Genomic DNA, 23,087 nt, shown 5'->3' with positions numbered 1-23,087 from the left:
GGGTTCTACCCCGTTTTCGCGGACAGTTGGGTCAAGGCCGTAAAGGCCTGATCCCGGGCATCGATTCTGCGTTGCATTCGGGGATGCGCCCGGCATCCCGATCTCGGCCAGCTTCGGCGTGGCAGCCGCGGCCAGTTCCGGTTACGAGCTGCGGCAGCTGAGGAACGATGCCGACTGCGCCCGGCACCAGGCCAAGGACGAGGGGCGCAACCGGATCAGCCTTTTGACGCCGCCGTGTGCAGTTGAATGCCGTGCGGGCGCACCGGGCTGCCGCCACGGCGATGGCGGCAACATCATGGCGTCAGGGCGGCAGCTGCGTCCCACGTTTGCTGCCGCCACCGACGATCACCAGCGGGGCCTGTCGCATGGACAGCGGTGCAGGGGCGCGCTACAAAGGTGGCCGATTTCATCGGCGGGAGCGTTTTGATGCGAGTGAGGAATTTCACCCTGATGGTTGCGCTGGGCCTGGCCGCGTTGCCGCTGCAGGCGGCGACGACTGAACCGGACACGACACGAGCGCCGTCGATCAACGCCGCCGATTTCGCCCGCTTCGACCAGACGCTCAGCTCCGATGCGTTCGGCGGGCGCAAGCCCGGCACGATCGGCGCACAGCGCACCACTGATTTCCTGGTGGCCGAGTTCAAGCGGATGGGCCTGCAGCCGGGCAACCACGGCTCGTGGTTCCAGACCGTGCCGGCCGACTCCACCTTGCTGCTGAACACCGATGTCAGCCTGGACGTCACCGCGGGCGGCAAGTCGCTGAAGCTGGCGTATCGCACCGACATGGTGGTGCAGACCCTGCAGGCGAAAGCCGAGATCGCGCTGAAGGATTCGCCGGTGGTGTTCCTCGGCTACGGCGCGGATGCGCCGGCCTGGCACTGGAACGACTACCGGGGTGTCGACGTGAAGGGCAAGACGGTGATCGTGCTGGTCAACGACCCCGGCTTTGCCAGCCGCGACCCGAAGCTGTTCAACGGCCGCGCGATGACCTGGTACGGCCGCTGGCCGTACAAGTATGCGGAGGCGGCGCTGCAGGGCGCTGCCGCCTGCTTCATCGTGCACACCAGCGACGCCGCGGCCGGTTATCCGTGGAGCGTGCTGCAGAACGGCGCGGTCGGGCCGCAGCTGAGCCTGCCGAGCAGTGTCGATCCATCGCCGCGGTTGCCTGTGGCTGGCTGGCTGACACGCGATGCGGCGGTCCGGCTGTTCGCCGCCGCAGGCCTCGATTTCGCTGAACTCGAACGGTCCGCGGCGAAGCCGGGCTTCGAGCCGGTCCCCTTGCACGCGACCGCCTCGATCACCCTGCACAACAAGATCGGTCATATCGAATCGAAGAACGTGGTAGCGATGGTCGAAGGCCACGGCAAGCCCGACGAGGTGGTGATCTACACCGCGCACTGGGACCATCTGGGCACCGACCCGACCCGCCAGGGCCACCAGGTCTATGCCGGCGCGATCGACAACGGCACCGGCCTGAGCATGCTGCTGCAGATCGCCGATGCGTTCGCGCACCAGGCGCGGCCGCCCGAGCGCAGCGTGCTGTTCTTCATGCCGACGCTGGAGGAATCGGGCCTGCTCGGTTCGCAGTACTACGCGGCGAAGCCGATCTTTCCATTGAACCGCACGGTGGCCGACATCGCCGTCGACGCGTTGCCGGTCATCGGCCCGGCGCGCGACATGACGGTGATCGGCAAGGGCCAGTCCGAGCTGGAGGACATGCTTGCCGGCGTGTTGCATAAGCAGGGTCGGGTGATCTCGCCGGAGACCACGCCGGAGAACGGCTTCTACTTCCGCTCCGACCATTTCAACTTCGCCCGGGCCGGCGTGCCGGCGATGCTGGCCAGTTCGGGCCTCGACCTGCGCGATGGCGGCAGGGCCGCCGGCCAGAAGGCGGCCGACGACTATACGGCGCACCGCTACCACACCACGAACGACGTGTTCGATCCGCACTGGAACCTGGAAGGCATCCTTGAAGATACCCAGGCGCTGTACGAACTGGGCCGACACCTCAGCCAGGCGGGCGTGTGGCCGCAGTGGTATGCCGGCAATCCGTTCAAGGCCACGCGCGATGCCATGATGAAGCCGGCTGCGCCGCCGTCGAAATGATCAACAGGTTCGACACCGGCCTCAGGGTTTCGCCGGTGTCGTGTCCAGCCTGTCGAAGTTCACGATGGCGTTGAGCACCAGCGGGTAGCTGCCGATGGTTTCGCCGCGCCAGATCGGGTTGCTGGCGAACAGCAGCACGTGGCCCTTGCCGTAGCGGGCGTCGACCACGGCGGCGCGCTCGGCCATCTCGTCGCCGCCGTCGAGCAGGCCGGAGATCAAGAGGTTCTTCGCCTCGGCGTAGCGCAGGATCACCCGTGGGCGCTGCTCGGCGGGGATCACCCAGGGGTTGTTGCGCATCTGCTCGGCGTTCAGCGGCAGCGCTTGCCACGGCTTGACGTCGGGCAGGGCGGCCGGGGCGATCGAGGCGCGGCCTTCGGGGGTGTCCGTGTCGTGCGGGCCGCCGCGCCCGGTCGGGCGCTGGAACTCCTTCGCGTTCGGCAGTCCCTTGTCGCCGGTGACCAGGTTGGACACGGAGAACGACTGGCCTTCCGCGCTGTACAGCGCCAGGTCGTCGCTGCGATAGCCGGCGGCGACCGGGCTGCCGCGATCGACGAACTTCGCCTGCAGCACGCTGCCGACGACTTTCAGCTTGTCGGTTTTGGTGACGAAGACGCCCGGTGCCAGGCCCACGTCGATGGCGAACTGCGCGGTGTCCTCGGCGGTGATCAGCAGGCCGCCGGCCTGCACGAAGCGCTTGAGGTTGGCGACGCCGCTCTCGCCGAGGCCGGGGCGGATGTCGTCCGTCGAGTCGATGTGGCCGAGATTCGGTGTCAGTGCGGTGGTTTTCCACGGCAGCGGCTTGCCCCACATCGGCAGGCCGTCGACGATGCGCTGCGTGCTGGCGTCGCCGACCGGGCCGAACAGGATCACGTCGTACTTCGCGCGCAGGTTGCCGGCCTTGGCCACGTCCTGGGTGCTGATGTAGTCGTACGGCATCCCGAGCTTGTCCAGCGCCATGCGCCACCAGCCTTCGGTCTGGGTGCCCAGCCAGGTGTGCATCAGCGCGATGCGCGGCAGTTTTGCCGGTGGCATGTCGACCGCCGCCAGGCCTTGCGGTACGTCAACCGGTCCGTCAAGCAGGCGCATCGGCGCCTTGAGGATCGCGGTGTCGGTGACGCGCACCACCTGCACGTCGAACAGGTCACCCATCGACCAGCCGGTGTCGTCGTAGGGATGCTGCTGCGGGTCCTTCGGCGACCAGTACTGGCGGTCGAGCAGGGTGTCGACGATGCGCGAATACGGCTGGTCCATGCGCACCACGTAGCTGCCGGCGGGAAAGGTTTGCGTCCTGGTTTTCTTGCTGTCGTCGCCCTGTTTCGACAGGGTCACCGTGACCGGCGCGCTGGTGCGGCTGATCTCCGCGTGCTGCAGTTGCAGGATGCGCAGCAGCTGGGCGCGGGAACCGGTGCGCTTGTCGTCGGCCGGGAACACGTAGGCGGCCGGGCCGGCCTGCTGCGGCTTCTCGATCGAGCGCTTGGCCTTGAGGTAAAAATTCTTCAGGAACTGCTGGCCGTTGCCTGCGAAGTAGTTCAGCGCGGTGAGCAGGCCGGTCTGCTGGTAGTTGTTGTTGTTGCGCTGCGACCACGACACGGTAGGCAGCGGCGGATTGGGCCGGTACCAGGTGCGTTCGTACTCGGACGGTTCGAGGATGCGCTGCACGGTGTCGGCGCCGCCGTTGCCGAAGGTTTCGTAGAGCCGACTGATGCCGTTGTGCATGGCGGCGATGAACATCAGGTAGCCCGGGCTCCAGGTGTCGAAGTCGCCGTGGGCGAATACGCCGGGCATGCCGAGCCGGGTCATCTGCTGCACGTTGTCCCAGCCCAGCTGTTGCCACTCGCCGGTGAGGATCGGGTCGATCCACGCGTTGTACGGGCCGTCACCCACGGTGTTGTCGTACAGGAACGGCACCGATTCGTGCAGGTCATGCAGCACCTGCGCGTGCCAGCCGACGAAGGTGTCCGCCACGTTGCGGGTGAGGTTCAGCGTCATCGCCATCGCGTCGCGGTTGTTGTCGTGCGCCACGTAATGGCCCCAGTACAGCAGCCGCGGATAATTCTGGCCCGGGTGCGCGAGGTGCCAGTTGTACAGGTCGACCATGCGGTCGCGGCCGTCGACCTCGACCACCGGCGTGATCAGGGTGATCACGTGCGAGCGGATGTTGCGGATGTACGGCGCCTCGTCCACCGCCAGGCGGTAGGCCAGCTCCATCAGCGCGGTGGGCGAACCGGTTTCGGTGGAGTGGATGGCGCCGGTGACGTAGTAGACCGGCGTGGATTGCGCCACCAGCTGGTCGGCGACGGCGTCGTCCATGCCGATGCTGCGCGGGTCGGCCAGTTTCGCCAGGCGCGCCTTGTTCGCGTCGAGACCGGCCAGCAGGCTTTCGTCGGCGATCGCCACCGCGATCATCTCGCGGCCTTCCTCGCTCTTGCCGATGCTGAACACCTTCACCCGCGGGCTGGCCGCGGCCAGGGCGCGGAAGTAGCGATGGACGTCGGCCACGTGCGGCAGGTAGTCCGGCGCGCCGGAGATGTGGCCGAGCACCTTGTCTGGCGTGGGTACGCTGGCGGAGGCGGGCAGGTAGTCGGTCAGCGGCGAATTGAACGAGGGGTCGGTGGTGAATTTCAGGATCTGCGCCGTATACGCCGGGTCGACCGGCTGGGCCGGGTCGCGCGCGTACGGCTTTGAACTGTCGGCTCCGGCCGCCGCAAATGCACCGAAAGTGCCTGTCGCCAGCAGGACGGCGAGCAAGAGCCGGATGGGTGCGTGCATGATGAGTTTCCCCGGGGTCGTGTGGCAGCTGATCGCCGCACTCTGCCAGAACAGGTGTGGCTGCGCGTAGCCCATCAGTTGGGCAGGCAATCCGAACCGCCGGTCGCGCCGCCACGGCGACGGCTGCCACGTAACGGCGCGCTCCTGCCGGAATCGGGCAGGAGCGCGTCTTTCCCCGCAGAGGGTCAGTGGGCGGCGGCGGTATTGCTGCTCCCCGTCGCCGTGGCATCGGGGCCGATGCTGGAGTCGACGAACTGCACGAGCTTTGCATACATCTCGGCCTGGTTGGCTTCGTCGTAGAAGCCGTGCATTTCGTTGGACTTGTACAGCCATTCGTGCGCGATGTTCCGTTTCGCCAGCGCCTGGTGCAGGTTGGTGCCCTGGATCGGCGGCACGCGCTTGTCCTCGCCGCCAACCACCAGCATCACGCGTGCCTTGAGCCGGTCGAGCTGGTTGATCGGCGAATGACTGGCCAGCACGTCCATGTCGTCGCCCAGCTGGCGCTTCAGGTAGGCCTCGCCAGAGCTCGATTGCGGGATGTCGCCGCGGCGGTACATCAGGGGCAGGTCGTAGACGCCCACGTAGCCGACCGCACACTTGTACAGATCCGGCTCCTTCACCGCGCCCTCGAGTGCCGCATAACCACCGTAGCTGCCACCGTAGATGCAGATCCGCTGCGGATCGGCGATGCCTTGTGTGATCGCCCAGCGGGTCGCGTCGGTGACATCGTCCTGCATCTTGCCGCCCCACTCCTTCCAGCCGGCGCGTTCGTAGTCGTAGCCGTAGCCACCGGAACCGCGATAGTTCACCTGCAGCACGGCGTAGCCACGGGTTGCCAGCGCCTGCACGTCCGGCTGGTATTCCCAATGGTCGCGGACGCCGAACGGGCCGCCGTGTACCAGCACCACCATCGGCAGGTGCCTGACGCTTTCCTTGCCGGGCGGATAGCTCACGTAGCCGTGCAGTTGCATGCCGTCGCGTGCCGCGAAGTCGACCGGCTGCATGGTGGCCATCCGGGCGGGGTCGATCCACGAGGCCCGGGCCAGCAGCGGCGTGAGTTTCCGGGCCTTGGCGTCGTACAGCAGGAACGTGCCGGGATCGGCGTCCGCCTCGACCAGCACCACGCTCAGGCTGCCATCGCGCGTGCCGGAGACGAAGCGGACGCTCTCGCCGGGGAACTGCTTCATCAGGGTGAGCAGGGTCTGCGCATCGGGTGACTGCGCGTCGAACAACGCGGTGCCGGTACGGCCGTCCATGAAGCCCACGCCGAGGATGCTGTCGTCGGCCAGGCCCTGCAGTATCCGGGTCGCTTCGACGTGTGGATTGCTCCACACGACGCTGAGCGACTGCTTTGCCGGATCCCAGCTGCAAACGCCGAAGGCGGCGGGTGCCGAACAGGTGAAATACGCCTCGCTGTCATCGCGGTTGAATTCGATCGGCATCGAGCGGTTTTTGCTTGCTTCCGGCAGCAGCTGCCAGCCATCACCATCGATCGGGTGCTGGTAGACCTTGGCGTTGCCGTCATTGTCAAAACCAGCCGCGAAGCGGATCCGCCCCTGGTGGTCGGCGACGAAGCTTGCGCCACGCATGGGGGCAACGATGAGTTGTGTCTTGTTGCCGTTGCGCACGTCCATGCGGTAGGCCACGGGGATGGCGCCCTCAAGCCCGCCTCCCGACCACGAACTGATGGATACCAGCACATGGTTGGGATCGTCCGGGATGGTGGCAATCAGTTCGGCACTGCCGTATTCGGCTGTCGCCCGCTGGATGTGCGAGCCGGTGCTCATGCCACTGCGGCGGTAGCCGTACAGCATGTCCGCGCCATTGCCGCTGGCGTTGACCGCGAACAGTTCGCCGGTGGCAAACGGCGCGTCGTAACCGCCGACACGTTCGCCTACGGAATACAGCACGCGGGTAGCGGACGCCCACCAGAAATCGGTGACGTCGTCCTCCTGCCGCGGGCGAACCAGGTTGCCCTGGTGATCGGACACCCGGATCAGGGCCAGCACGGTCTGCCCGTTCACCACGGCGGTGGCGGCCAGGTATTTGCCGTCGGGCGAGATTTTCACGTCCTTGTACTGGGTATGCCGCGCCAGTTCGGCATAAGAGACCGGCTGTGCCTGCAGCACGGCAGTAAACAGCAAGAGCAGACCCGCAACGATCCAGCGTTGCATCCTCATCGTTGATTTCCCCTGTCGTGATGGAACGACCGTGCAACCTGCCGGTTGCCCCAGGGAGATATTTATAGCAGGGCGCCAACCGTATCGGGACGGGTGCAACGCTGGAGCGGATCGAGGGCGGCCGGTGGTCTGGCCGCCTCGCGATCGAGCGTGACGCGGCAGGCTAGGATCGCTGGTCCAGCAGCGCCGTCAACCGGTCGAGTTGCGCACGGTAGCGGTCGAGCACCTTGGCGGTGAGCGCGGCGTAATGGCTGGCCTCGTCCCAGCGTCGTGCCTCGATGGCCTCGCGCACGCCGGGCACGGTCTTGACGCCGTAGCCGGTGAGCATGCCCGGTGCGTAGATGAAGTGCTTGAACCAGTTGCGACCGGGCAGGCCGGCGGGATCGGTGAGGGTCTGCTCCATGCTCCCGATCAGCTGGTTCAGTTGCTGCTGCCGGGCTGCGGGCAGGTCGGAGCCGGCGGCGTGTCTGGTGTAGGCCGCCTGATACGCCTGGGCGCTCTGCCTGAGCCGTTTCGCGGCCTGGTCCAGCGGGGCCAGGTCGATCGCCGGCATGTCCGAGTCGCGCGCGGGAGGGGCGACCGGGCGGGTGGGGTCGGCGTCGAGCGCGAACGCGTGGCTGTCCAGCAGCTTGTGTTGCTGCTCGGTGGCCTTGCGGGTGTCGTCGACCAGCTTGTGCAGCTCGCCCACGTAGCGGTCGAGCGTGTCGCTGAAGTCGCCGAAGCGCAGCGGCAGCACGCCGGCATCGGCGGTGCGCAGCATGATGTGCCCGGCGACCTTGGCCAGCGCCACGCCGTAAGCGAAGTCCGGATCGCCGAAACGCACATAGTGGTCGAACGAGTCGTAGCGCGAGTGGTAGATGCCGGCGTCGTCGTCTTCGCCGCCGAAGCCGAGGTTCAGCGAGGCGATGCCGAGGTGTTCCAGGAAGGCGCTGTAGTCGGAGCCCGAACCCAGCGCCTGGATCGGCACGTCGCCGCCTTCGGCCGCCAGCTTGGCGATGGCCTTCGTTTCGGGTTTGGCATCCTTGCTGCTGCCGTCGACCAGCATGTGCGCGCGCAGGCGCTCGCGCACGCTGACATTGGTTTCCGGATCGGTCACGCCATCGGCCACCTGGTTGACCAGATGCTGCAGCGAATGGCTGCCGCCGGCATCGAGGAAGCCGCGAGCGTTGGTGTCGGAGTTGAGGTACAGCACGGCCTTCTGCTGCAGTTCTGCGGCATGCGCCTCGGCCCACTCGGTGGAACCGAGCAGGCCCGGTTCCTCGCCGTCCCAGCTGGCATAGACCAGCGTGCGCTGGGGCCGCCAGCCCTGCTTGACGAGGCCGCCGATGGCCTTGGCCTCGGCCATCAGGGTGACGTTGCCGGAGAGCGGGTCCCACGCGCCGAAGGTCCAGCCGTCGTGGTGGTTGCCGCGCACGACCCACTGGTCCGGCGCGGTGGCGCCCTTGAGCATGGCGATCACGTCGTAAACCGGTTTCTGGCTCCAGTCCGACAGCACGGTCAGGTGGACCTTGCTCGCGCTCGGGCCGACGCGGTAGGTCAGCGGCAGCGCACCACGCCAGTTGGCCGGCGCCATCGGGCCGCGCAGCGCCTGCAGCAGCGGCGTGGCGTCGGCGTAGGAGATCGGCAGCACCGGAATCTTCAGGATGGTCTTCGCGTCTTTCAGTGCCAGTCGCTTCGTGCCGGGCGTGGAGCCGATGCCCGGGGTCAACGGGTCGCCCGGATACAGCTGCATGTCGGCCACCGAGCCGCGCTGCACGCCCTGCGCCGGACGCCAGCCGCCTTGTGGATAGACGTCGCCCTCGGCGTAGCCGTCGTCGTGCGGGTCGGAATAGATCAGGCAGCCAATGGCGCCGTGCTCCTGCGCCAGCTTGGGCTTCAGCCCGCGCCAGCCGCCGCCGTAGCGGGTGATGACGATCTTGCCGCGCACGTCGACGCCGCGCCGCGCCAGCTCCTTGTAGTCGTCCGGCATGCCGTAATTGGCATAGACCACGGGCGCGCTGACGTCGCCGTCGGCGCCGTAGACGTTGTACGGCGGCAGAACGCCGGCGAGGTCGGAAGTGGCATCGCCGGCGACGGCCGGTTCATGCAGCGTAGCGGTGTAGGGCTTCGGCCCCAGCAGTTCCAGCGCGACCTTCTTCGGTGTGGGGTAGAGCACGCTGAACGTCTCGATGTGCGCGTCCCAGCCCCATTCGCGGAACTTCGCCAGCATGAATTCGGCGTTCGCCTTGTCGTGCGGCGAGCCGACCTGATTGGGTTGCGACGACATCTGCTTGAGCCAGCTGCGCAGTTCGGCGGGATCGAGCTGGGCGTCGAAGCGCCGCTCGAGGTCCTGCTGGGCGGTCGCCGCGCTGGTGCTGAAGCCGAACATGCTGCCGTCATCGGCGTGACCCGGTGCGTTGGCGGCGGCGACGGCGAAGGTCGCCAGCAGACAGCTCAGGGTCAGCACAGGTCGTATCGCGTATCGGGTCATATGGGTCATTTCCCCTGGGTGGTGGAGGCGGATTCTGCCGGCGGCGCCGGCGGAGGTGGATCGACGAGATCGGACGGCGGGGCGGCATCGCCGTCCCGGATGGTGACGTCGCGGGCGAACAGCTGGTGCGCATCCGCATCGGTGTAGGTCAGCCGGTACTTGCCGGGACGCAGGTAGAGCAGGCTGTGGGGTTCGATCAGCCCGTTGCTGATGCGGTCGCTGGTGACGGCGTTCAACGGCAGCGGGTCGAGCACCAGGCGGTCGGCGGGAATCGCGTCGCTGCCCTCGTCGGCATAACGCGCCTCGACCATGCACGGATAGGTGTGGTCGCAGCGTTCGCCGCCGACCAGGTACGGCTTGCGCATGCCACCGAGATCGAGCCAGCCGGGGCGGCCGCGCTTGAGCCGTTCGGGCGGGAAGAACACGCTGACGTCGTAGCCCGGGCGCAGCGACCACGGCTGGCCTTGCTTGTTCACGAACACGATCGGTGCCCCGGGCCGCAGTTGCTTCATCACCGGGGCGTAGTCGGGGTGGTCGTCGTTGGCTGACGGATGCGGGTACAGCATGGTCTGCTCGACCGTGAGCGGGTCGATGCCGCTGAGCTTGTGCAGGTGCTCGGCCATCGAGGAGCCGCCCAGATAGACGCCCGATTCCTGGATGTGCGCGTAGCCGGCGTTGATCACCAGCCGCGCCTGCGGGTCATTCTTGAACACCTCGCGGTAGAGGTTGCGCGCCTGCTCGGCTTCGCGGGCGTCGCCGGTGGCCGCGGAGAGCGCCTCGTAGGCGACCACCTTGAAGCCGAGTTTCAGGGCGGTGCGCACCATCTCGGCGTAGATCGGCTCCTCGGTATAGAAGCCGCTGCCGGCGACCGGGTAGCCGCGCGCCTGCAGCCCGCTGTCGGTCTGGTAAAGCGTCTCGGCGGCGAAATAGTTGAAGCCCTCCGCGCGCAGCTTGCCCAGCAACTGTACGGTCAGCGTGCGGGTGAGCGGTATGTTGTGCGCTTCGTTGAGGAACACCGCACGGTAGTTCCTGGCCAGCTCGGGAATCGCTTCCAGCGCGGGCCTGGCGCGGTAGCCGGGGTTGCCCAGCGGCGAAGGGCGGTCGTCCGGCAGCGCCGGCTGCCTGATCGAGAAGCTGGCGGCGGCGTCCGGATAGTCGCCGATGAAGCTCTGGTACCAGCTCAGGTACTGACCGAAGATGATGTGGAAGGCGGGGTCCGGGTTGGTGGCGTAGGGATAGCGCATCACCTGGTACTGGGCCAGCAGGCTCTTGTACTTGTCGGCCTCGTGCATGATCTGCTCGGATTTTTGCGACGCGGCGACCTGTTCCGCCTGCCATTGCGCGGCCGACTGCGCATGGCCCGGCAGCGCGGGCAGCAGCAGTCCAAGCGCAAGGCCGAGCATGGGGAAGGAGGTACGGCTTGGCATCGGGTTCTCCTGATACGGTGTTCGGGAGGTCGTCTGCCTGTGTTGCGGGCACGCGCAGGCTGTCGCGTGGCAGCACGCCGGGACGTGTGCGGATGACCGGCCCGGGTGGGCATGGTCGCGGTCGAGCATGGAGCATGAACCGGGGTGGTGCCCCGTGCCAAGCGGCACGGGGCCATTGCCGCGATTCGGGAGCACAATCGGCGAACCCTTGCCCACTGAGGAGTACGACCATGCGTCCCACTGTCCTTGCTGTGTTGCTTGCCGTCGCCTTTCCTGCCGTGGCCCTGGCCCAGCAGGCGGCGAAACCGCACGAAGCGGCGGTCTCCGCCGCGGTGCAGAAAGCGCTCGCTGACCCCGCCCGCCAGACCGACCGCGCCGACGACGCCCGCCGCAAGGTGGCCCAGGTGATGGCTTTCGCCGAGGTGAAGCCGGGCCAGAAGGTGCTGGAGCTGGTGCCGGGCAGCGGCTACTGGACGCGCGTGTTCAGCGCCATCGTCGGCCCGCAGGGACACGTCTACACGGTGTGGCCGGGCGAGATGGCGAAGTACGCCAGCAAGAGCCTTGCGCAGTGGCAGAAGCTGGCCGCCACGCCGCATTACGCCAACGTCACCCTGTTGCAGCAACCGGCGGCGCTGCTGAGCGCGCCGGAACCGGTCGACCTGGTGTTCACCGCGCAGAACTACCACGACTACCACGACCCGTTCATGGGCCCGGTGGACATGACCGGCTTCGACAAGCGGGTCTACGACGCGCTCAAGCCGGGCGGCCTGTTCGTGGTGATCGACCACGCGGCCCCGGCCGGCTCCGGCCTCGCCGACACCGACACCCTGCATCGCATCGATCCGGCGGTGGTGAAGCAGGAAGTGGAGGCGGCCGGCTTCGTGTTCGACGGCGAGAGCGACGCGCTGCGCAACCCGGCCGACCCGCTCGACATCAAGGTGTTCGACAAGTCGATACGCGGCCATACCGACCAGTTCATCTACCGCTTCCGCAAGCCGGCGAATTGAACCGCCCCGCCGCGGCCGCTTGAGTCGCGGCGGCGATCGGCGGCACCATCGGGTTCCGGGCAGGTTCGCCGCCCGGAACCCGATGCCGACCGGAACGCCGTGAATCCCGCCAGTCCCACCCCGCCAACCCCCGATCCGGACCCGCCGCCGCAACGCCCGCGCGAGCCGGACGCCGCCGATTGCTGCGGCGAGGGTTGCGTGCGCTGTGTCCACGACGTCCACGAAGAGGCGCTTGAACGCTACGAGCTGGCATTGGCGGCGTGGCGTGCGCGCCAGCCCTGAGCCGGCTGTTTTTTTGTGGGAGCAGCCATGACCATCCACTATCGTCTCGCCCGTCCGCAGGATGCGCTCGCGATCGGTGCGCTGGCGCGCCGGGTGACGCGGCGCTGGATCCTGCCGTGGCAGCCGGCCAGCGCGGCCGGGCCGCTGCTGCGTGGCATGGGTGCCGGGATGATCCGGAGCAAGATCCTGGCCGGCCAGCGCTTCCACCTGGCGTGGCAGGACGACGGGCGCCTGGTCGGTGTGGCGGCGATGCGCGACGACTCGCATCTGTTCCAGTTCTTCGTCAGCACCCGCATGCACGGGCGCGGCATCGCGCGCCGGCTGTGGCAGCGCACGATGCGCGACGCGGTACGTCGCGCCGGCACGCGGCGTTTCACGCTGAAAGCCTCGGCCATGGCGGTGCCGGTGTACCTGCACTTCGGTTTCGTGCCCAGCGGGCCGCTGCTGGTCAGCGACACCGGCTTGGTCACCCAGCCGATGCACCTGGAACTGTCAGAATGAGCCGGCAGCGGGCCAGGGGGGCCCACGCACGGCAGCGATCGGCGGGAGGATGAAGGCATGCACGGCAGCGATGAAACGACGGCGACGGGAGCACTGATCCGCTTTGCCCACCTGCGCTGGCTGGTGCGGATCATCCGGCACCCTTCGGCAATCCTGCTGCTGGTGCAGCTGGGCGGCCTGCTGCTGTATCCGTTCATCGAGCACACGCGCCCGGCGCGGGCGTTGTTCGGCGCGTTCGGCGTGCTGGTGCTGGGGCTGGCGATCTCGATGGTGCGGCGTACGCGCGGGCGCGCCTGGATCAGCGCCTGCATCGCACTGCCGGCGGTGCTGCTCAACGTGCTCGACCTGACCATGAACCTGCCGCCGCTGCGGCCGTGGTGGGCCGCGCTGGAGGCCACGTTCTATTTCTACGCGGCCGGGTGCCTGATCAGCTACATGCTGGCGGACCGCCGCGCCACCACCGACGAACTGTTTGCGGCGGGCGCCACATTCACCTTGCTGGTGTGGGCGTTTACCTATGTATTCGTGCTGTGCCAGACGCTGCAGCCGGGCTGCTTCTCCGCCGCGGTCAACCCGCATGAGGCGCGCAGCTGGACCGAGCTGCTGTTCCTCAGCTTCGCGCTGCTGTCCAGCACCGGTATCGGCGATGTCATCCCGATCACCGTGCACGCCCGCGCGGTGGCCAGCCTGGAGATGTTCGCGGGGGTGATGTACGTCGCGCTGGTGGTGTCGCGTCTGATCGGGCTGACCCTGCTGCGTCGGGGCGAGTGACGGGGCGGCGTGGCCGCGGGTTGCTCACGTCGCGGGAAAGTTGCGCTGCAGGTCCTGCCGGCAACGCGCCACCAGGTTCGGCGCAAAGACCGCGGGCCAGCCCTGGCTGAGATCCGGGTCGTCGTCGAGTCGTTCGTGCTCGGCCAGCAACTGGGCCATCGCCAGCAGGTCGGCCACCGACAGGGCGTTGCCCAGCGGCGAGGCTGCCGGCGTCGCCGGGGCCTGGCGTTCTGTCAACGCGTCGATCACGCGCGGGGGCAGTTCCCAGTGCTGCGCAAGCTGCAGCGAAAGCCGCGCGGCGAGCCCGGCGCAACCGGCGAGAAAGCCGGGCGAGGGCGGCTCGGCTTTCTCGCCGGCGGGTTTCATTTTGCCCAGCAGGCGGACCACGGCGCTGTCACCGGCGTGGCAGACGATTCCCGCCAGATAGGCTTCGAAGGCGTCGCAGCCGCTGTTCCTGCCGAGCCAGGCGCAGGCATGCGCACAACGCTCGGCGTGATGCCACAGGCGTTCGCCGGCGGCATGGCCGAACGCGCCGGCATGGGCCTGCAGGATGGGCTTCATCACGTGCTGGGTGAGTACCCGGCGCAGGCCGTCCTGGCCCAGCAGCACCACCGCCTGCTGCAGGCTGGTGATCGGCTGCGCGGCGCGGTAATGCACGCTGCCGGTGACGCGCATGATTTCGCCGACCATCAGGGGATCGCGGCCGATCAGCTTGGCCAGTTCGCCGCCGCCGGCCTTGTCGTTCCTCAGGGCGCGCAGCAGTTGCGGCAACACCGTCGGCAGGCGCGGCAGGCTGTGCATGTCGAAGCGGGCGCCGAGCAGTTCCAGCCGCCTGAGCGTGGCCAGCTCGGATGTGCTGGGCGCGCTCGCATCGCTGTCGGGAAGGTCGAGTACGAAGCGCTGGAAACGATCCTCGATTTCCGCCAGCGGCACGGCCGATCGAACGGCTGGCGTGATCGGGGGTGCGTGCGTGGTCGTCACGGCGGTTGGCCGCGTGCGGTGCGCTGGCGCTGGCTGTCGGCCACGAAAAAAGCGCCGCCACATATTCCCCATGTTCCGTGCCCTCATCCCCGCGTGCCGACTCCCGGGCAGCCCGCCTCAGGCTATCGGCAGCAGGCGGGGAAAGTTTAGCCAGGGCGGGCGAGGCGGCCGGCCAGCGCATCGCGGAGCGGGCCGCCGTGCCCCGGGGTGGCTGTCGCGCCGCGGCGCGCGAGGGTCCGGGCCTACTTGTTCTTCTTCTTTTCCTGCTTGGCGGCCTTCTTTTCCTTCATGGTCTTGGCCGGCTTTTTCTTCTCGTTCTTCTTCGAGTCCATACCCTTGCTCATGCTGTTCTCCGTGGTGTGGTTGGATGGCGGTGACGCACAGGCAAGTCTAAGCGGTTCCGCCGGCCAAGGCACAAGGCAGCCGGCGGCCCCGGGTCAGATGCGTTCGTGCGGAGCGAGGTAGCGCCATTGCCCCGGCGGCAGTTTCGCCAGCGGGATGCGGCCCACGCGCAGGCATTTCATCGCCAGCACCTTCAGGCCGACCGCGTTGCACATCGGCTCGATCCGACTCGGCTGCAATACCTTGAACGCGAAGCGCAGGCGTTGCTCACTCTGCCAGCTGACCTTGATCGGCGGCATCGCGTAGTGGTTGAAGTGCATGCCGTGGTTGAGCAGGGCCAGTCCGTTCGGGATCAATGCACCGCTGACCTCGACCACGTACTCCTGCTCGATCCGCTCGATGTCCTCGCCGAGCTTGCGGGTGACGCGCCAGTCCTGGGTGAAGACCAGCAGGCCGCTGGCCTGGGTCGGCAGCGCCAACGGCGTGGTGAGCCGCTGCAGGTGGCGTCTTAGTGGGCGCACGCCGGAATTGTCGTCGGGCCAGCGTGTCTGCGGAGTGACCAGTGCGCTGGCCGGGTTCGGGCCGTTGCCGGCGTCGTAGCCAGGCGGCTTGTGCAGGATCAGGGTGGCCGGTTCAGCGGGTGCCAGTTCGGCCTGCGGGTCGAGTTCGACGTGCTGCGTGTCGACCATGAACTGCGGTTCCTCCACCACGACGCCATCCACCCGCACCCAGCCGCCCTCGATGTACTGCTCGGCCTCGCGCCGCGAGCACCGGGTCAGCGCGACGACGCGTTTGGCGAGGCGGACGGGTTCGCTCATCGGGATGCCATGGGACAAGGGTGGGCCATTGTAGGCGCAGGCACCGGTGGCAATCCGCGCGGCAGCCCCCACATCGTGGCCATCCACTTGGCGAGAGCCCGACATGATCCCGTTTTCCATCCTCGACCTGGCGCCGGTCACCGAAGGCAGTGACGCCAGCCAGGCGTTCCGCAACACGCTGGACCTGGCCCGGCTCGCCGAGCGGCTGGGCTACCGTCGCTACTGGCTGGCCGAGCATCACAACATGCCCGGCATCGCCAGCGCGGCGACGGCGGTGCTGATCGGCCACGTGGCCGGCGGCACCTCGACCATCCGCGTCGGCGCTGGCGGCATCATGCTGCCGAACCACGCGCCGCTGCAGGTGGCCGAGGCGTTCGGCACGCTGGCCTCGCTGTATCCGGGGCGCATCGACCTGGGCCTGGGCCGCGCGCCCGGCACGGACCAGCCCACCGCGAAGGCGTTGCGCCGCTACTTCGACAGCGCCGATGCCTTCCCGCAGGACGTGCTGGAGCTGCTCGGCTATTTCGAGCCGGCCCGGCCCGGCCGGCCAGTGCGCGCCGTACCGGGCGCCGGTGTCGAGGTGCCGGTGTGGCTGCTCGGCTCCAGCCTGTTCAGCGCGAAGCTGTCGGCGCAACTCGGCCTGCCGTTCGCGTTCGCCTCGCATTTCGCGCCGGACGCGATGGACGAGGCGCTGGCGCTGTACCGGCGCGACTTCCGCCCGTCGGCGCGGCTGCAGCAGCCGTACGCGATGCTGGGCCTGAACGTGGTCGCGGCCGACAGCGATGCCGAGGCGCGGCGCCTGTTCACCACCCAGCAGCAGAGTTTCATCAACCTGCGCCGCGGCCGGCCGGGGCTGATCCCGCCGCCGATCGACGATATCGAGTCGTACTGGGCGCCGCCGGAGAAGCTGATGGTGGAGCGCGCGCTGGCCTGCGCGGTGGTCGGCGACGCCGGCACGGTGAAGGATGGCATCGAGGCGTTCATCGCCAGGCACCGGCCGGACGAGCTGCTGCTCACCGCCAACGTGTTCGAGCACGCCGCGCGGCGGTATTCGTTCGAGCTCGCGGCAGCCGCGCGCGATCGGCTTGGCGCCGGCCGCGAACCGGTCGCCGATCGGGGATAATGGCGTGTTCCCCATGAGCGAAGCCCCCCACGCATGAAAACCCCCAAGGGCCTGCAGGACCTGATCGACGAAGGCGTGATCGATCAGGTGCTGCGGCCGCTGAAAAGCGGCAAGGAAGCATCCGTCTACGTCGTGCGTTCGGGCGAGGACGTCCGCTGCGCCAAGGTCTACAAGGACATGGCGCAGCGCAGTTTCCAGGCGCGCGTGCAGTACCAGGAGGGCCGCAAGGTGCGCGGCAGCCGGCAGGCACGGGCGATGGGCAAGGCCACCAAGTTCGGCCGCAAGGAGGCCGAGGCGGCGTGGAAGAATGCCGAGGTCGACGCGCTGTACCAGCTCACCGCCGCTGGCGTGCGCGTGCCGAAACCCTACGGCTACTTCAGCGGCGTGCTGGTGATGGAGCTGGTCACCGATGCGGACGGCCATTCGGCACCGCGGCTGGGCGAGGTGGAGCTGTCGGCCGACACCGCGCGCGAGTATCACCGGTTCCTGATGCAGCAGGTCGCACGCATGCTGTGCGTGGGGCTGATCCACGGCGACCTGTCCGAATACAACGTGCTGGTCGGGCCGCACGGTCCGGTGATCATCGACTTGCCGCAGGCGGTCAGCGCCTCGGGCAACAACAATGCGCGCACCATGCTGCGTCGCGACGTGGGCAACATCACGATCAGCCTGTCGCGCTTCGCGCCGGAGCTGCTGGACACCCACTACGGCGAGGAGATGTGGGCGCTGTACGAACTGGGCGAACTGCACCCGGACAGCGAGCTCAGCGGCCGTTTCGAGTTCGACGAAAGCATCGTCGACGTGGACAGCGTGATGCAGTCGATCATCGACGCACGCGAGGAAGCGATCATCCGCCAGCAGGGGCGCGAGGCAGCGGCACAGGAAGACTGAGCGATTCCGGGGCAGGTCGGAGTTCGCTGCGCTCCCCCAACTTGCATACCCCCGGCCCGTGCAGGAGCCCGCGAGCGGGCTCCTGCACGCGGTACGGGAAGTGGCTCAATGCGTGCTGACGTCGACCAGTTCCACGTCGAACACCAGCGAGGCGTTCGGCGGGATGTCGGCGCCGGCGCCGCGGGCGCCGTAGCCGAGCGCGGCGGGGATCAGCAGCGTGCGCTTGCCGCCCACGCGCATGCCGGCCACGCCCTGGTCCCAGCCGTCGATCACCCGGCCCGCGCCCAGCGTGAAGTTGAACGGCGCGCCATGATCGAGCGAGCTGTCAAACTTGGCGCCGTGCTTGTCCTTCGCGTTTTCGTCGTACAGCCAGCCGGTATAGTGCACCAGCACGTCCATGCCGGCTTTCGCCTCGGCGCCGGTGCCGACCTTCTGGTCGATCACGGTGAGCTTCTCCACCTGTCCGCTGGCGTGCGCCGGCGGAGGCGTGCTGCAGGCGGCGAGGGCGAACACGGTGAGCAGGGGCAGCAACCAGCGCATGAGATGACTCCGTGGGAGTGATGTAGCCGAATCGGCGATTATCCGGTAAACCGGCCGCGGCGTCCCGCGCCATGAGCCGGCGAGGGTTCACGCGCGTGGGACGGCCGCCTCGCGATGTTCGCTGCGTGCGGTCTGCCAGACCTCGCGCGCCGCATCGGCGTTCATCAGCATGATGCCGGCGCCGACGACCATGTCGGGCCATGCGGCATGCGTCACCGCGGTGGCGGCGCCGGCGATGATGATGGCGATGTTCGCGAACACGTCGTTGCGTGCCGACAGGAAGGCAGCGCGGGTCAGGCTGCCGCTGTGGTGGCGGAACCGCACCAGCAGCATGGCGCAGCTGAAGTTGATGAGCATCGCGCCAAGGCCGGTGGCCGTCAGCGGCAGCGGTGCTGGCGGGGCGGGCAACTGGAACTTGCTCCACAGCGCCCAGAGCGTGGCAAGTGCGGGCACCAGCAGGATGGCGGCCAGCCCCATGCCCATGCGCGCCCTGGCCTTCAGGCTCCAGCCGAGTGCGATCAGGATGAGCAGGTTGACCGAGGCGTCTTCCAGGAAGTCGACGCTGTCGGCAAACAGCGAGACCGAGCCGATCGCCAGCGCCACCGCAAACTCGATGCCGAAGTAGCTCAGGTTGAGCAGCGCCACGATGGCCACGACGCGGCGCAGCGATTTATCCGTGGCGTTCGCCGGCATGATCGTTCAGCCCACGGTTTCGGTGGGCGCCATGCGCCGCAGCGGATCGACGGCGACCGCGTCGGCGTCGTTCATCAGCTGCAGCTGGCCGTCCTGCACCAGCGCCTGCAGGCGCATGCCACGCTGCAGCAGTGCAACCAGTTCGGTCACGGTGCGGGCAGGGATGTCGAGCACGGTGAGGTTCCTGTTGCGGCTGAGCGCGGCGCCGGTCTTGTTCCACCAGATCTCCGCGGTGTTGCCGCCGTAGCTGATCACCACCACCTGGCGCGAGCGGCCGCAGGCCTTGCGGATGCGCGTCTCGTCGGGCTGGCCGACTTCGATCCACAGCTCGATCTCGTCGGTGTACGCCTTGCGCCACAGCGCCGGTTCGTCCTCGTCGCTGATGCCCTTGCCGAACTCCAGTCGCTCGTCGGCATAAAGCGCGAACGCGAGCAGGCGCACCATCAGCCGCTCCTCGGTCTCGGACGGATGCCGCGCCAGGGTCAGCGCATGGGTGGCGTAGTAATGCCGGTCCATGTCGCTGACCTGCAGTTCGACCTTGTAGATGGTGGAGTTGAGTGCCATGGACCCGCCTTCAGACAACAAGCCGGCCATTCTACGCGCACGTGCCGCGCGGCTGCTCCGACCGAAGGGCGGCGGCTTGGCCGGACGCCGTACACTGGCCGCGTCATGAACCGAGCCACTGCAGCGTTCAGCCGCGATCCGCGCGCCAGCACCGTGCACCTGCCGCCAGGTGCCTGGGCCACCGTGCTCGACGGATTGTGCGCGCAGTTCGGCGCGATCGATCGCGCGCAATGGCTGGACCGCATCGCGCGCGGGCGTGTGCTGGACGGGCAGGGCGTCGCGATCACGCCGCAGACGCCGTATCGCCCGGGCATGCGTATCCATTATTACCGCGAGGTGGCGGACGAGCGGCCGATTCCGTTCGTCGAAACCGTGCTGCATGCGGACGCGCACCTGGTGGTGGCCGACAAGCCGCACTTCCTGCCGGTGACCCCGGCCGGCGGCTTCGTCGAGCAGACCTTGTTGCGGCGATTGATCCGCCGGCTCGACAACCCGCACCTGGTGCCGCTGCACCGGATCGATCGTGCCACCGCCGGGCTGGTGCTGTTCTCGGCGAACCCGGCCAGCCGCGCGACCTACCAGGCGCTGTTCCGCGAGCGCCGGATCGACAAGCGCTACGAGGCACTGGCGCCGGCGTTGCCCGGAATGGCGTTTCCGCTGCGACGCTGCTCGCGCATCGTCGCCGGCGATCCGTTCTTCCGCATGCGTGAAGTGGAGGGCGAGCCGAACAGCGAGACGCGGATCGAGGTGCTTGAGCACGGCGGCGAAGTCTGGCGCTATGCGCTGTTCCCGGTGACGGGAAAGAAGCATCAGCTGCGCCTGCACATGGCGGCACTGGGCGCGCCGATCATCGGCGACACCCTGTATCCGGTGCTGGCCGAACCGGCCGCCGATGACTACCTGCGCCCGCTGAAATTGCTGGCGCAGGGACTGGGGTTCGTCGATCCGCTGTCCGGGCAGCCACGGCACTTCGAGAGCCTGCTGGCGCTGTGATCCCGCGGCAACGCGTGGCGGGCAGCGTCCGCTCTGCGAAGCGGTGATCGCACGCGGGCGCGAGGGCATGGCCCGCCGGTTCTTTTCATGCGGCCGGGTAACCAAACATGGCCATTCCACGCTATCTTCCACCGCAGCATCCATCCGGGGGAGAGCCATTCGTGAGTGAAAAACCTTTGTCCAGCGCGACACCGCGCACCGAATTGACCGTACGCGGCCTGATCATCGGCATCGTGATCACCCTGGTGTTCACCGCGGCGAACGTGTTCTTCGGCCTCAAGGCCGGCCTGACCTTCGCCACCTCGATCCCGGCGGCGGTGATCTCGATGGCGATCCTGCGCGGGTTCAAGAACTCCACGATGCAGGAGAACAACATCGTGCAGACGGTCGCCTCGTCGGCCGGCACGCTGTCGGCGATCATCTTCGTGTTGCCCGGCCTGGTGATGGTCGGCTGGTGGACCGGCTTTCCGTTCTGGGTGACGTTCGGCATCTGCGCCACCGGCGGCATCCTCGGCGTGATGTACACGATCCCGCTGCGCCGTGCGCTGGTGACCGATTCCGACCTGCCGTATCCGGAAGGCGTGGCCTGCGCCGAGGTGCTGAAGGTCGGCGGCGGCGATGACGCCGCCGCGGCGTCGGAGGAAAGCAGCAAGTCCGGACTGCTGGCGGTCGCCGCCGGCACCATCGTTTCGGCGCTGTTCGCGATCGTGGTGGCGACCAAGGTGTTCGCCAGCGACGTGGCACAGTATTTCCACATCGGCGACCGCGGCGGTGCCAGCGGCTACGATTTCAGCCTGTCGTTCGCCTTGCTGGCGGTGGGCCACCTGGTCGGCCTGTGGGTGGGTCTGGCGATGCTGCTGGGCGCGTTGATCGCCTGGGGCTGGGCGGTACCGCACTACACGATGCTGGCGGCAGCGACCGGTGCGGCGGCCGACGTGGCGCAGGCGGCATGGAGCACCAAGGTGCGTTTCCTCGGCGCCGGTACGATCGGCGTGGCGGCGATCTGGACGCTGGCCAAGCTGGTCAAGCCGGTGATCAGCGGACTTTCCTCGGCGATGGCCTCGTCGCGGGCGCGCAAGGCAGGGCAGGGCGATGCGCTGCCGCGTACCGAGCACGACATGCCGATCGGTATCGTCGGCCTGATCAGCCTGCTCTGCCTGCTGCCGATCGGCTGGCTGCTGGGCGACTTCAGCATCACCACCGGGCTGGGTTCGGACCTGTGGCTGCTGGTGATCGGCGGCCTGGCTTTCGTGGTGATCATGGGCTTCCTGGTCTCCGCAGTGTGCGGCTACATGGCCGGCCTGATCGGCTCGTCCAACAGCCCGTTGTCGGGCGTGGGCATCCTGGTGGTGATCATCGCCGCGTTGCTGCTGCTGGTGGCCGGCGTGAAGTCGGAGCTGGCCGGCGACGCCGGCAAGGGGCTGGTGGCGTTCGCGCTGTTCGCCACCTCGGTGGTATTCGCGGTGGCGACCATCGCCAACAACAACCTGCAGGACCTGAAGACCGGCCAGCTGGTCGACGCCACGCCGTGGAAACAGCAGGTGGCGCTGGTGGTCGGCGTGCTGGTCGGCGCGGCGGTGATCCCGCCGGTGCTGGACCTGCTGAACGAGGCCTACGGTTTTGCCGGCATGCCCGGGGTCGACCCGGCGCGTGCACTGGCCGCGCCGCAGGCGGGGCTGATCTCGGCGCTGGCGCAGGGCGTGATCCAGGGCAATATCGACTGGAGCCTGATCATCCTGGGCGGCGCGATCGGCGTGGCGCTGATCGTGCTGGATGCCGTCCTTGGCCGCACCACCAAGTCGGCTGCGCTGCCGCCGCTGGCGGTGGGCCTGGGCATCTACCTGCCCACCTCGACCACGCTGATGATCGTGGTCGGCGCCGTCGTCGGCTGGTATTTCGACAGGCGCGCCGAGCGCGGTCCGAAGCCCGAGTCGACCAAGCAACTGGGTGTGCTGCTGGCCTCCGGCATGATCGTGGGCGAGAGCATCATCGGCGTTGTCATCGCGGCGATCGTGGTGTTCTCCGGCAAGAGTGCACCGCTGGCGCTGGTCGGTGGCGGCTTCGCTACTGCCGCGATCTGGATCGGCGGCATCGCCTTCGTCGCGGTCAACGTCGCGCTGTACCGCTGGGTGGCCCGGCTGGGGCGCACGCCAGCGACCGTTTGAGTGATTTGACGGAAATTTGCCCCCGCCGTGGCGCACCATCGCACCACGGCGGGGGCAGGTCGTCCAGCCGCCACGACAACGAGGTGACCACCATGTTGGGTTGGCTGCAATACCGCAAGGAACTGCTGGGCCGCATCGGCGAAGTCGGCAAGCTCAGCCCGGACACGCTGCGGGGCTACCAGGTCCTGACCGGAGCCGGCGAGAAAACCGGCCACCTGGACGCGAAGACCCGCGAGCTGATCGGGCTGGCGGTGGCGGTGACCACCCGCTGCGACGGCTGCATCACGGTGCACGTGGGCGAGGCGCTGAAACACGGCGCGACCCGCGAGGAGATCGCCGAAGCACTGGGCGTGGCGGTTGCGCTCAACGCCGGTGCGGCGCTGGTGTTTTCCGCCCGCGTGATGGATGCGGTGCACGAGCACAGCGGCAGCTGAACCCGTCGGCCAGCTCCGGCCCGCCGCCAC

At 68.2% G+C, this 23,087-nt stretch carries 19 protein-coding genes; 10 read left to right on the top strand and 9 right to left on the bottom strand.

Annotation, left to right across the window (positions count from 1 at the left end; translation table 11 throughout):
• Window positions 1–426 precede the first annotated feature (426 nt).
• On the top strand, window positions 427–2,106 hold the full coding sequence (locus IMW82_RS04980) for a M28 family metallopeptidase (RefSeq protein ID WP_108472587.1): 1,680 nt from the start codon (window positions 427–429) through the stop codon (window positions 2,104–2,106).
• A gap of 21 nt (window positions 2,107–2,127) precedes the next feature.
• Here the strand turns inward: IMW82_RS04980 and IMW82_RS04975 are convergent, their stop codons facing one another.
• The 4 genes from IMW82_RS04975 to IMW82_RS04960 form a co-directional block, all read right to left on the bottom strand.
• Window positions 2,128–4,875, bottom strand: a complete 2,748-nt coding sequence (locus IMW82_RS04975) for a M14 family zinc carboxypeptidase (RefSeq protein WP_211003997.1) — start codon at window positions 4,873–4,875, stop codon at window positions 2,128–2,130.
• 185 nt (window positions 4,876–5,060) lie between these two features.
• On the bottom strand, window positions 5,061–7,055 hold the full coding sequence (locus IMW82_RS04970) for an alpha/beta fold hydrolase (RefSeq protein ID WP_108472588.1): 1,995 nt from the start codon (window positions 7,053–7,055) through the stop codon (window positions 5,061–5,063).
• Window positions 7,056–7,218: 163 nt separating this feature from the next.
• Window positions 7,219–9,525, bottom strand: a complete 2,307-nt coding sequence (locus tag IMW82_RS04965) for a transferrin receptor-like dimerization domain-containing protein (protein ID WP_108472589.1) — start codon at window positions 9,523–9,525, stop codon at window positions 7,219–7,221.
• 5 nt (window positions 9,526–9,530) lie between these two features.
• A complete protein-coding gene (locus IMW82_RS04960) occupies window positions 9,531–10,952 on the bottom strand; it encodes a hypothetical protein (RefSeq protein WP_108472590.1) in 1,422 nt (473 codons plus the stop codon).
• Window positions 10,953–11,182: 230 nt separating this feature from the next.
• On the opposite strand from IMW82_RS04960, the gene IMW82_RS04955 reads away from it, so the two are divergent.
• The 4 genes from IMW82_RS04955 (at window position 11,183) to IMW82_RS04940 (ending at window position 13,513) form a co-directional block, all read left to right on the top strand.
• Window positions 11,183–11,959: a class I SAM-dependent methyltransferase gene (locus tag IMW82_RS04955; protein ID WP_108472591.1), complete on the top strand. Its 777-nt coding sequence runs from the start codon at window positions 11,183–11,185 to the stop codon at window positions 11,957–11,959.
• A gap of 99 nt (window positions 11,960–12,058) precedes the next feature.
• The gene (locus IMW82_RS04950) at window positions 12,059–12,241 is read left to right on the top strand and encodes an oxidoreductase-like domain-containing protein (RefSeq protein ID WP_108472592.1); all 183 of its coding nucleotides are present in this window, start codon (window positions 12,059–12,061) and stop codon (window positions 12,239–12,241) included.
• A 27-nt stretch (window positions 12,242–12,268) separates the two neighbouring features.
• Complete coding sequence (locus IMW82_RS04945; protein WP_108472593.1) at window positions 12,269–12,742, top strand: GNAT family N-acetyltransferase; 474 nt, start codon at window positions 12,269–12,271, stop codon at window positions 12,740–12,742.
• 57 nt (window positions 12,743–12,799) lie between these two features.
• The gene (locus IMW82_RS04940; RefSeq protein WP_108472594.1) at window positions 12,800–13,513 is read left to right on the top strand and encodes an ion channel; all 714 of its coding nucleotides are present in this window, start codon (window positions 12,800–12,802) and stop codon (window positions 13,511–13,513) included.
• Between the two features lie 24 nt (window positions 13,514–13,537).
• Here IMW82_RS04940 and IMW82_RS04935 read toward each other — a convergent pair whose 3' ends face one another.
• Window positions 13,538–14,446 (bottom strand): HDOD domain-containing protein, encoded by a 909-nt coding sequence (locus IMW82_RS04935; RefSeq protein WP_234411372.1) that lies wholly within the window; start codon window positions 14,444–14,446, stop codon window positions 13,538–13,540.
• Window positions 14,447–14,931: 485 nt separating this feature from the next.
• Window positions 14,932–15,654 (bottom strand): rRNA pseudouridine synthase, encoded by a 723-nt coding sequence (locus tag IMW82_RS04930; protein WP_108472597.1) that lies wholly within the window; start codon window positions 15,652–15,654, stop codon window positions 14,932–14,934.
• Between the two features lie 103 nt (window positions 15,655–15,757).
• Between IMW82_RS04930 and IMW82_RS04925 the strand changes: the two genes are divergently transcribed.
• Window positions 15,758–16,777: an LLM class flavin-dependent oxidoreductase gene (locus tag IMW82_RS04925; RefSeq protein ID WP_108472598.1), complete on the top strand. Its 1,020-nt coding sequence runs from the start codon at window positions 15,758–15,760 to the stop codon at window positions 16,775–16,777.
• A 33-nt stretch (window positions 16,778–16,810) separates the two neighbouring features.
• The gene (locus IMW82_RS04920; protein WP_108472599.1) at window positions 16,811–17,668 is read left to right on the top strand and encodes a PA4780 family RIO1-like protein kinase; all 858 of its coding nucleotides are present in this window, start codon (window positions 16,811–16,813) and stop codon (window positions 17,666–17,668) included.
• A gap of 105 nt (window positions 17,669–17,773) precedes the next feature.
• Here the strand turns inward: IMW82_RS04920 and IMW82_RS04915 are convergent, their stop codons facing one another.
• The 3 genes from IMW82_RS04915 to IMW82_RS04905 all read right to left on the bottom strand — a co-directional run bounded on the left by IMW82_RS04915 (window position 17,774) and on the right by IMW82_RS04905 (window position 19,465).
• Window positions 17,774–18,208, bottom strand: a complete 435-nt coding sequence (locus IMW82_RS04915; protein WP_108472600.1) for an FKBP-type peptidyl-prolyl cis-trans isomerase — start codon at window positions 18,206–18,208, stop codon at window positions 17,774–17,776.
• 87 nt (window positions 18,209–18,295) lie between these two features.
• Window positions 18,296–18,901 carry a cation transporter gene (locus tag IMW82_RS04910; protein ID WP_108472601.1) on the bottom strand — a complete coding sequence of 202 codons (606 nt, stop codon included), beginning with the start codon at window positions 18,899–18,901 and terminating at the stop codon, window positions 18,296–18,298.
• Between the two features lie 6 nt (window positions 18,902–18,907).
• Entirely contained in the window at window positions 18,908–19,465 is a 558-nt protein-coding gene (locus tag IMW82_RS04905; RefSeq protein ID WP_108472602.1) for a YaeQ family protein, read from the bottom strand.
• A 105-nt stretch (window positions 19,466–19,570) separates the two neighbouring features.
• On the opposite strand from IMW82_RS04905, the gene IMW82_RS04900 reads away from it, so the two are divergent.
• The 3 genes from IMW82_RS04900 (at window position 19,571) to IMW82_RS04890 (ending at window position 23,057) form a co-directional block, all read left to right on the top strand.
• Window positions 19,571–20,458, top strand: coding sequence for a pseudouridine synthase (locus tag IMW82_RS04900; RefSeq protein WP_108472603.1), 888 nt, complete (start codon window positions 19,571–19,573; stop codon window positions 20,456–20,458).
• 161 nt (window positions 20,459–20,619) lie between these two features.
• The gene (locus IMW82_RS04895) at window positions 20,620–22,623 is read left to right on the top strand and encodes an oligopeptide transporter, OPT family (protein WP_108472604.1); all 2,004 of its coding nucleotides are present in this window, start codon (window positions 20,620–20,622) and stop codon (window positions 22,621–22,623) included.
• Window positions 22,624–22,715: 92 nt separating this feature from the next.
• Window positions 22,716–23,057: a carboxymuconolactone decarboxylase family protein gene (locus IMW82_RS04890; RefSeq protein WP_108472656.1), complete on the top strand. Its 342-nt coding sequence runs from the start codon at window positions 22,716–22,718 to the stop codon at window positions 23,055–23,057.
• Window positions 23,058–23,087 lie beyond the last annotated feature (30 nt).

The sequence above is a fragment of the Rhodanobacter sp. B2A1Ga4 genome, from assembly GCF_018101315.1.
In the GTDB taxonomy this organism is placed as follows: Bacteria; Pseudomonadota; Gammaproteobacteria; order Xanthomonadales; family Rhodanobacteraceae; genus Rhodanobacter; species Rhodanobacter thiooxydans_A.
The sequence above is the reverse complement of the archived record's forward strand: the minus strand, read 5'-3'. Positions and strand labels throughout refer to the sequence as shown.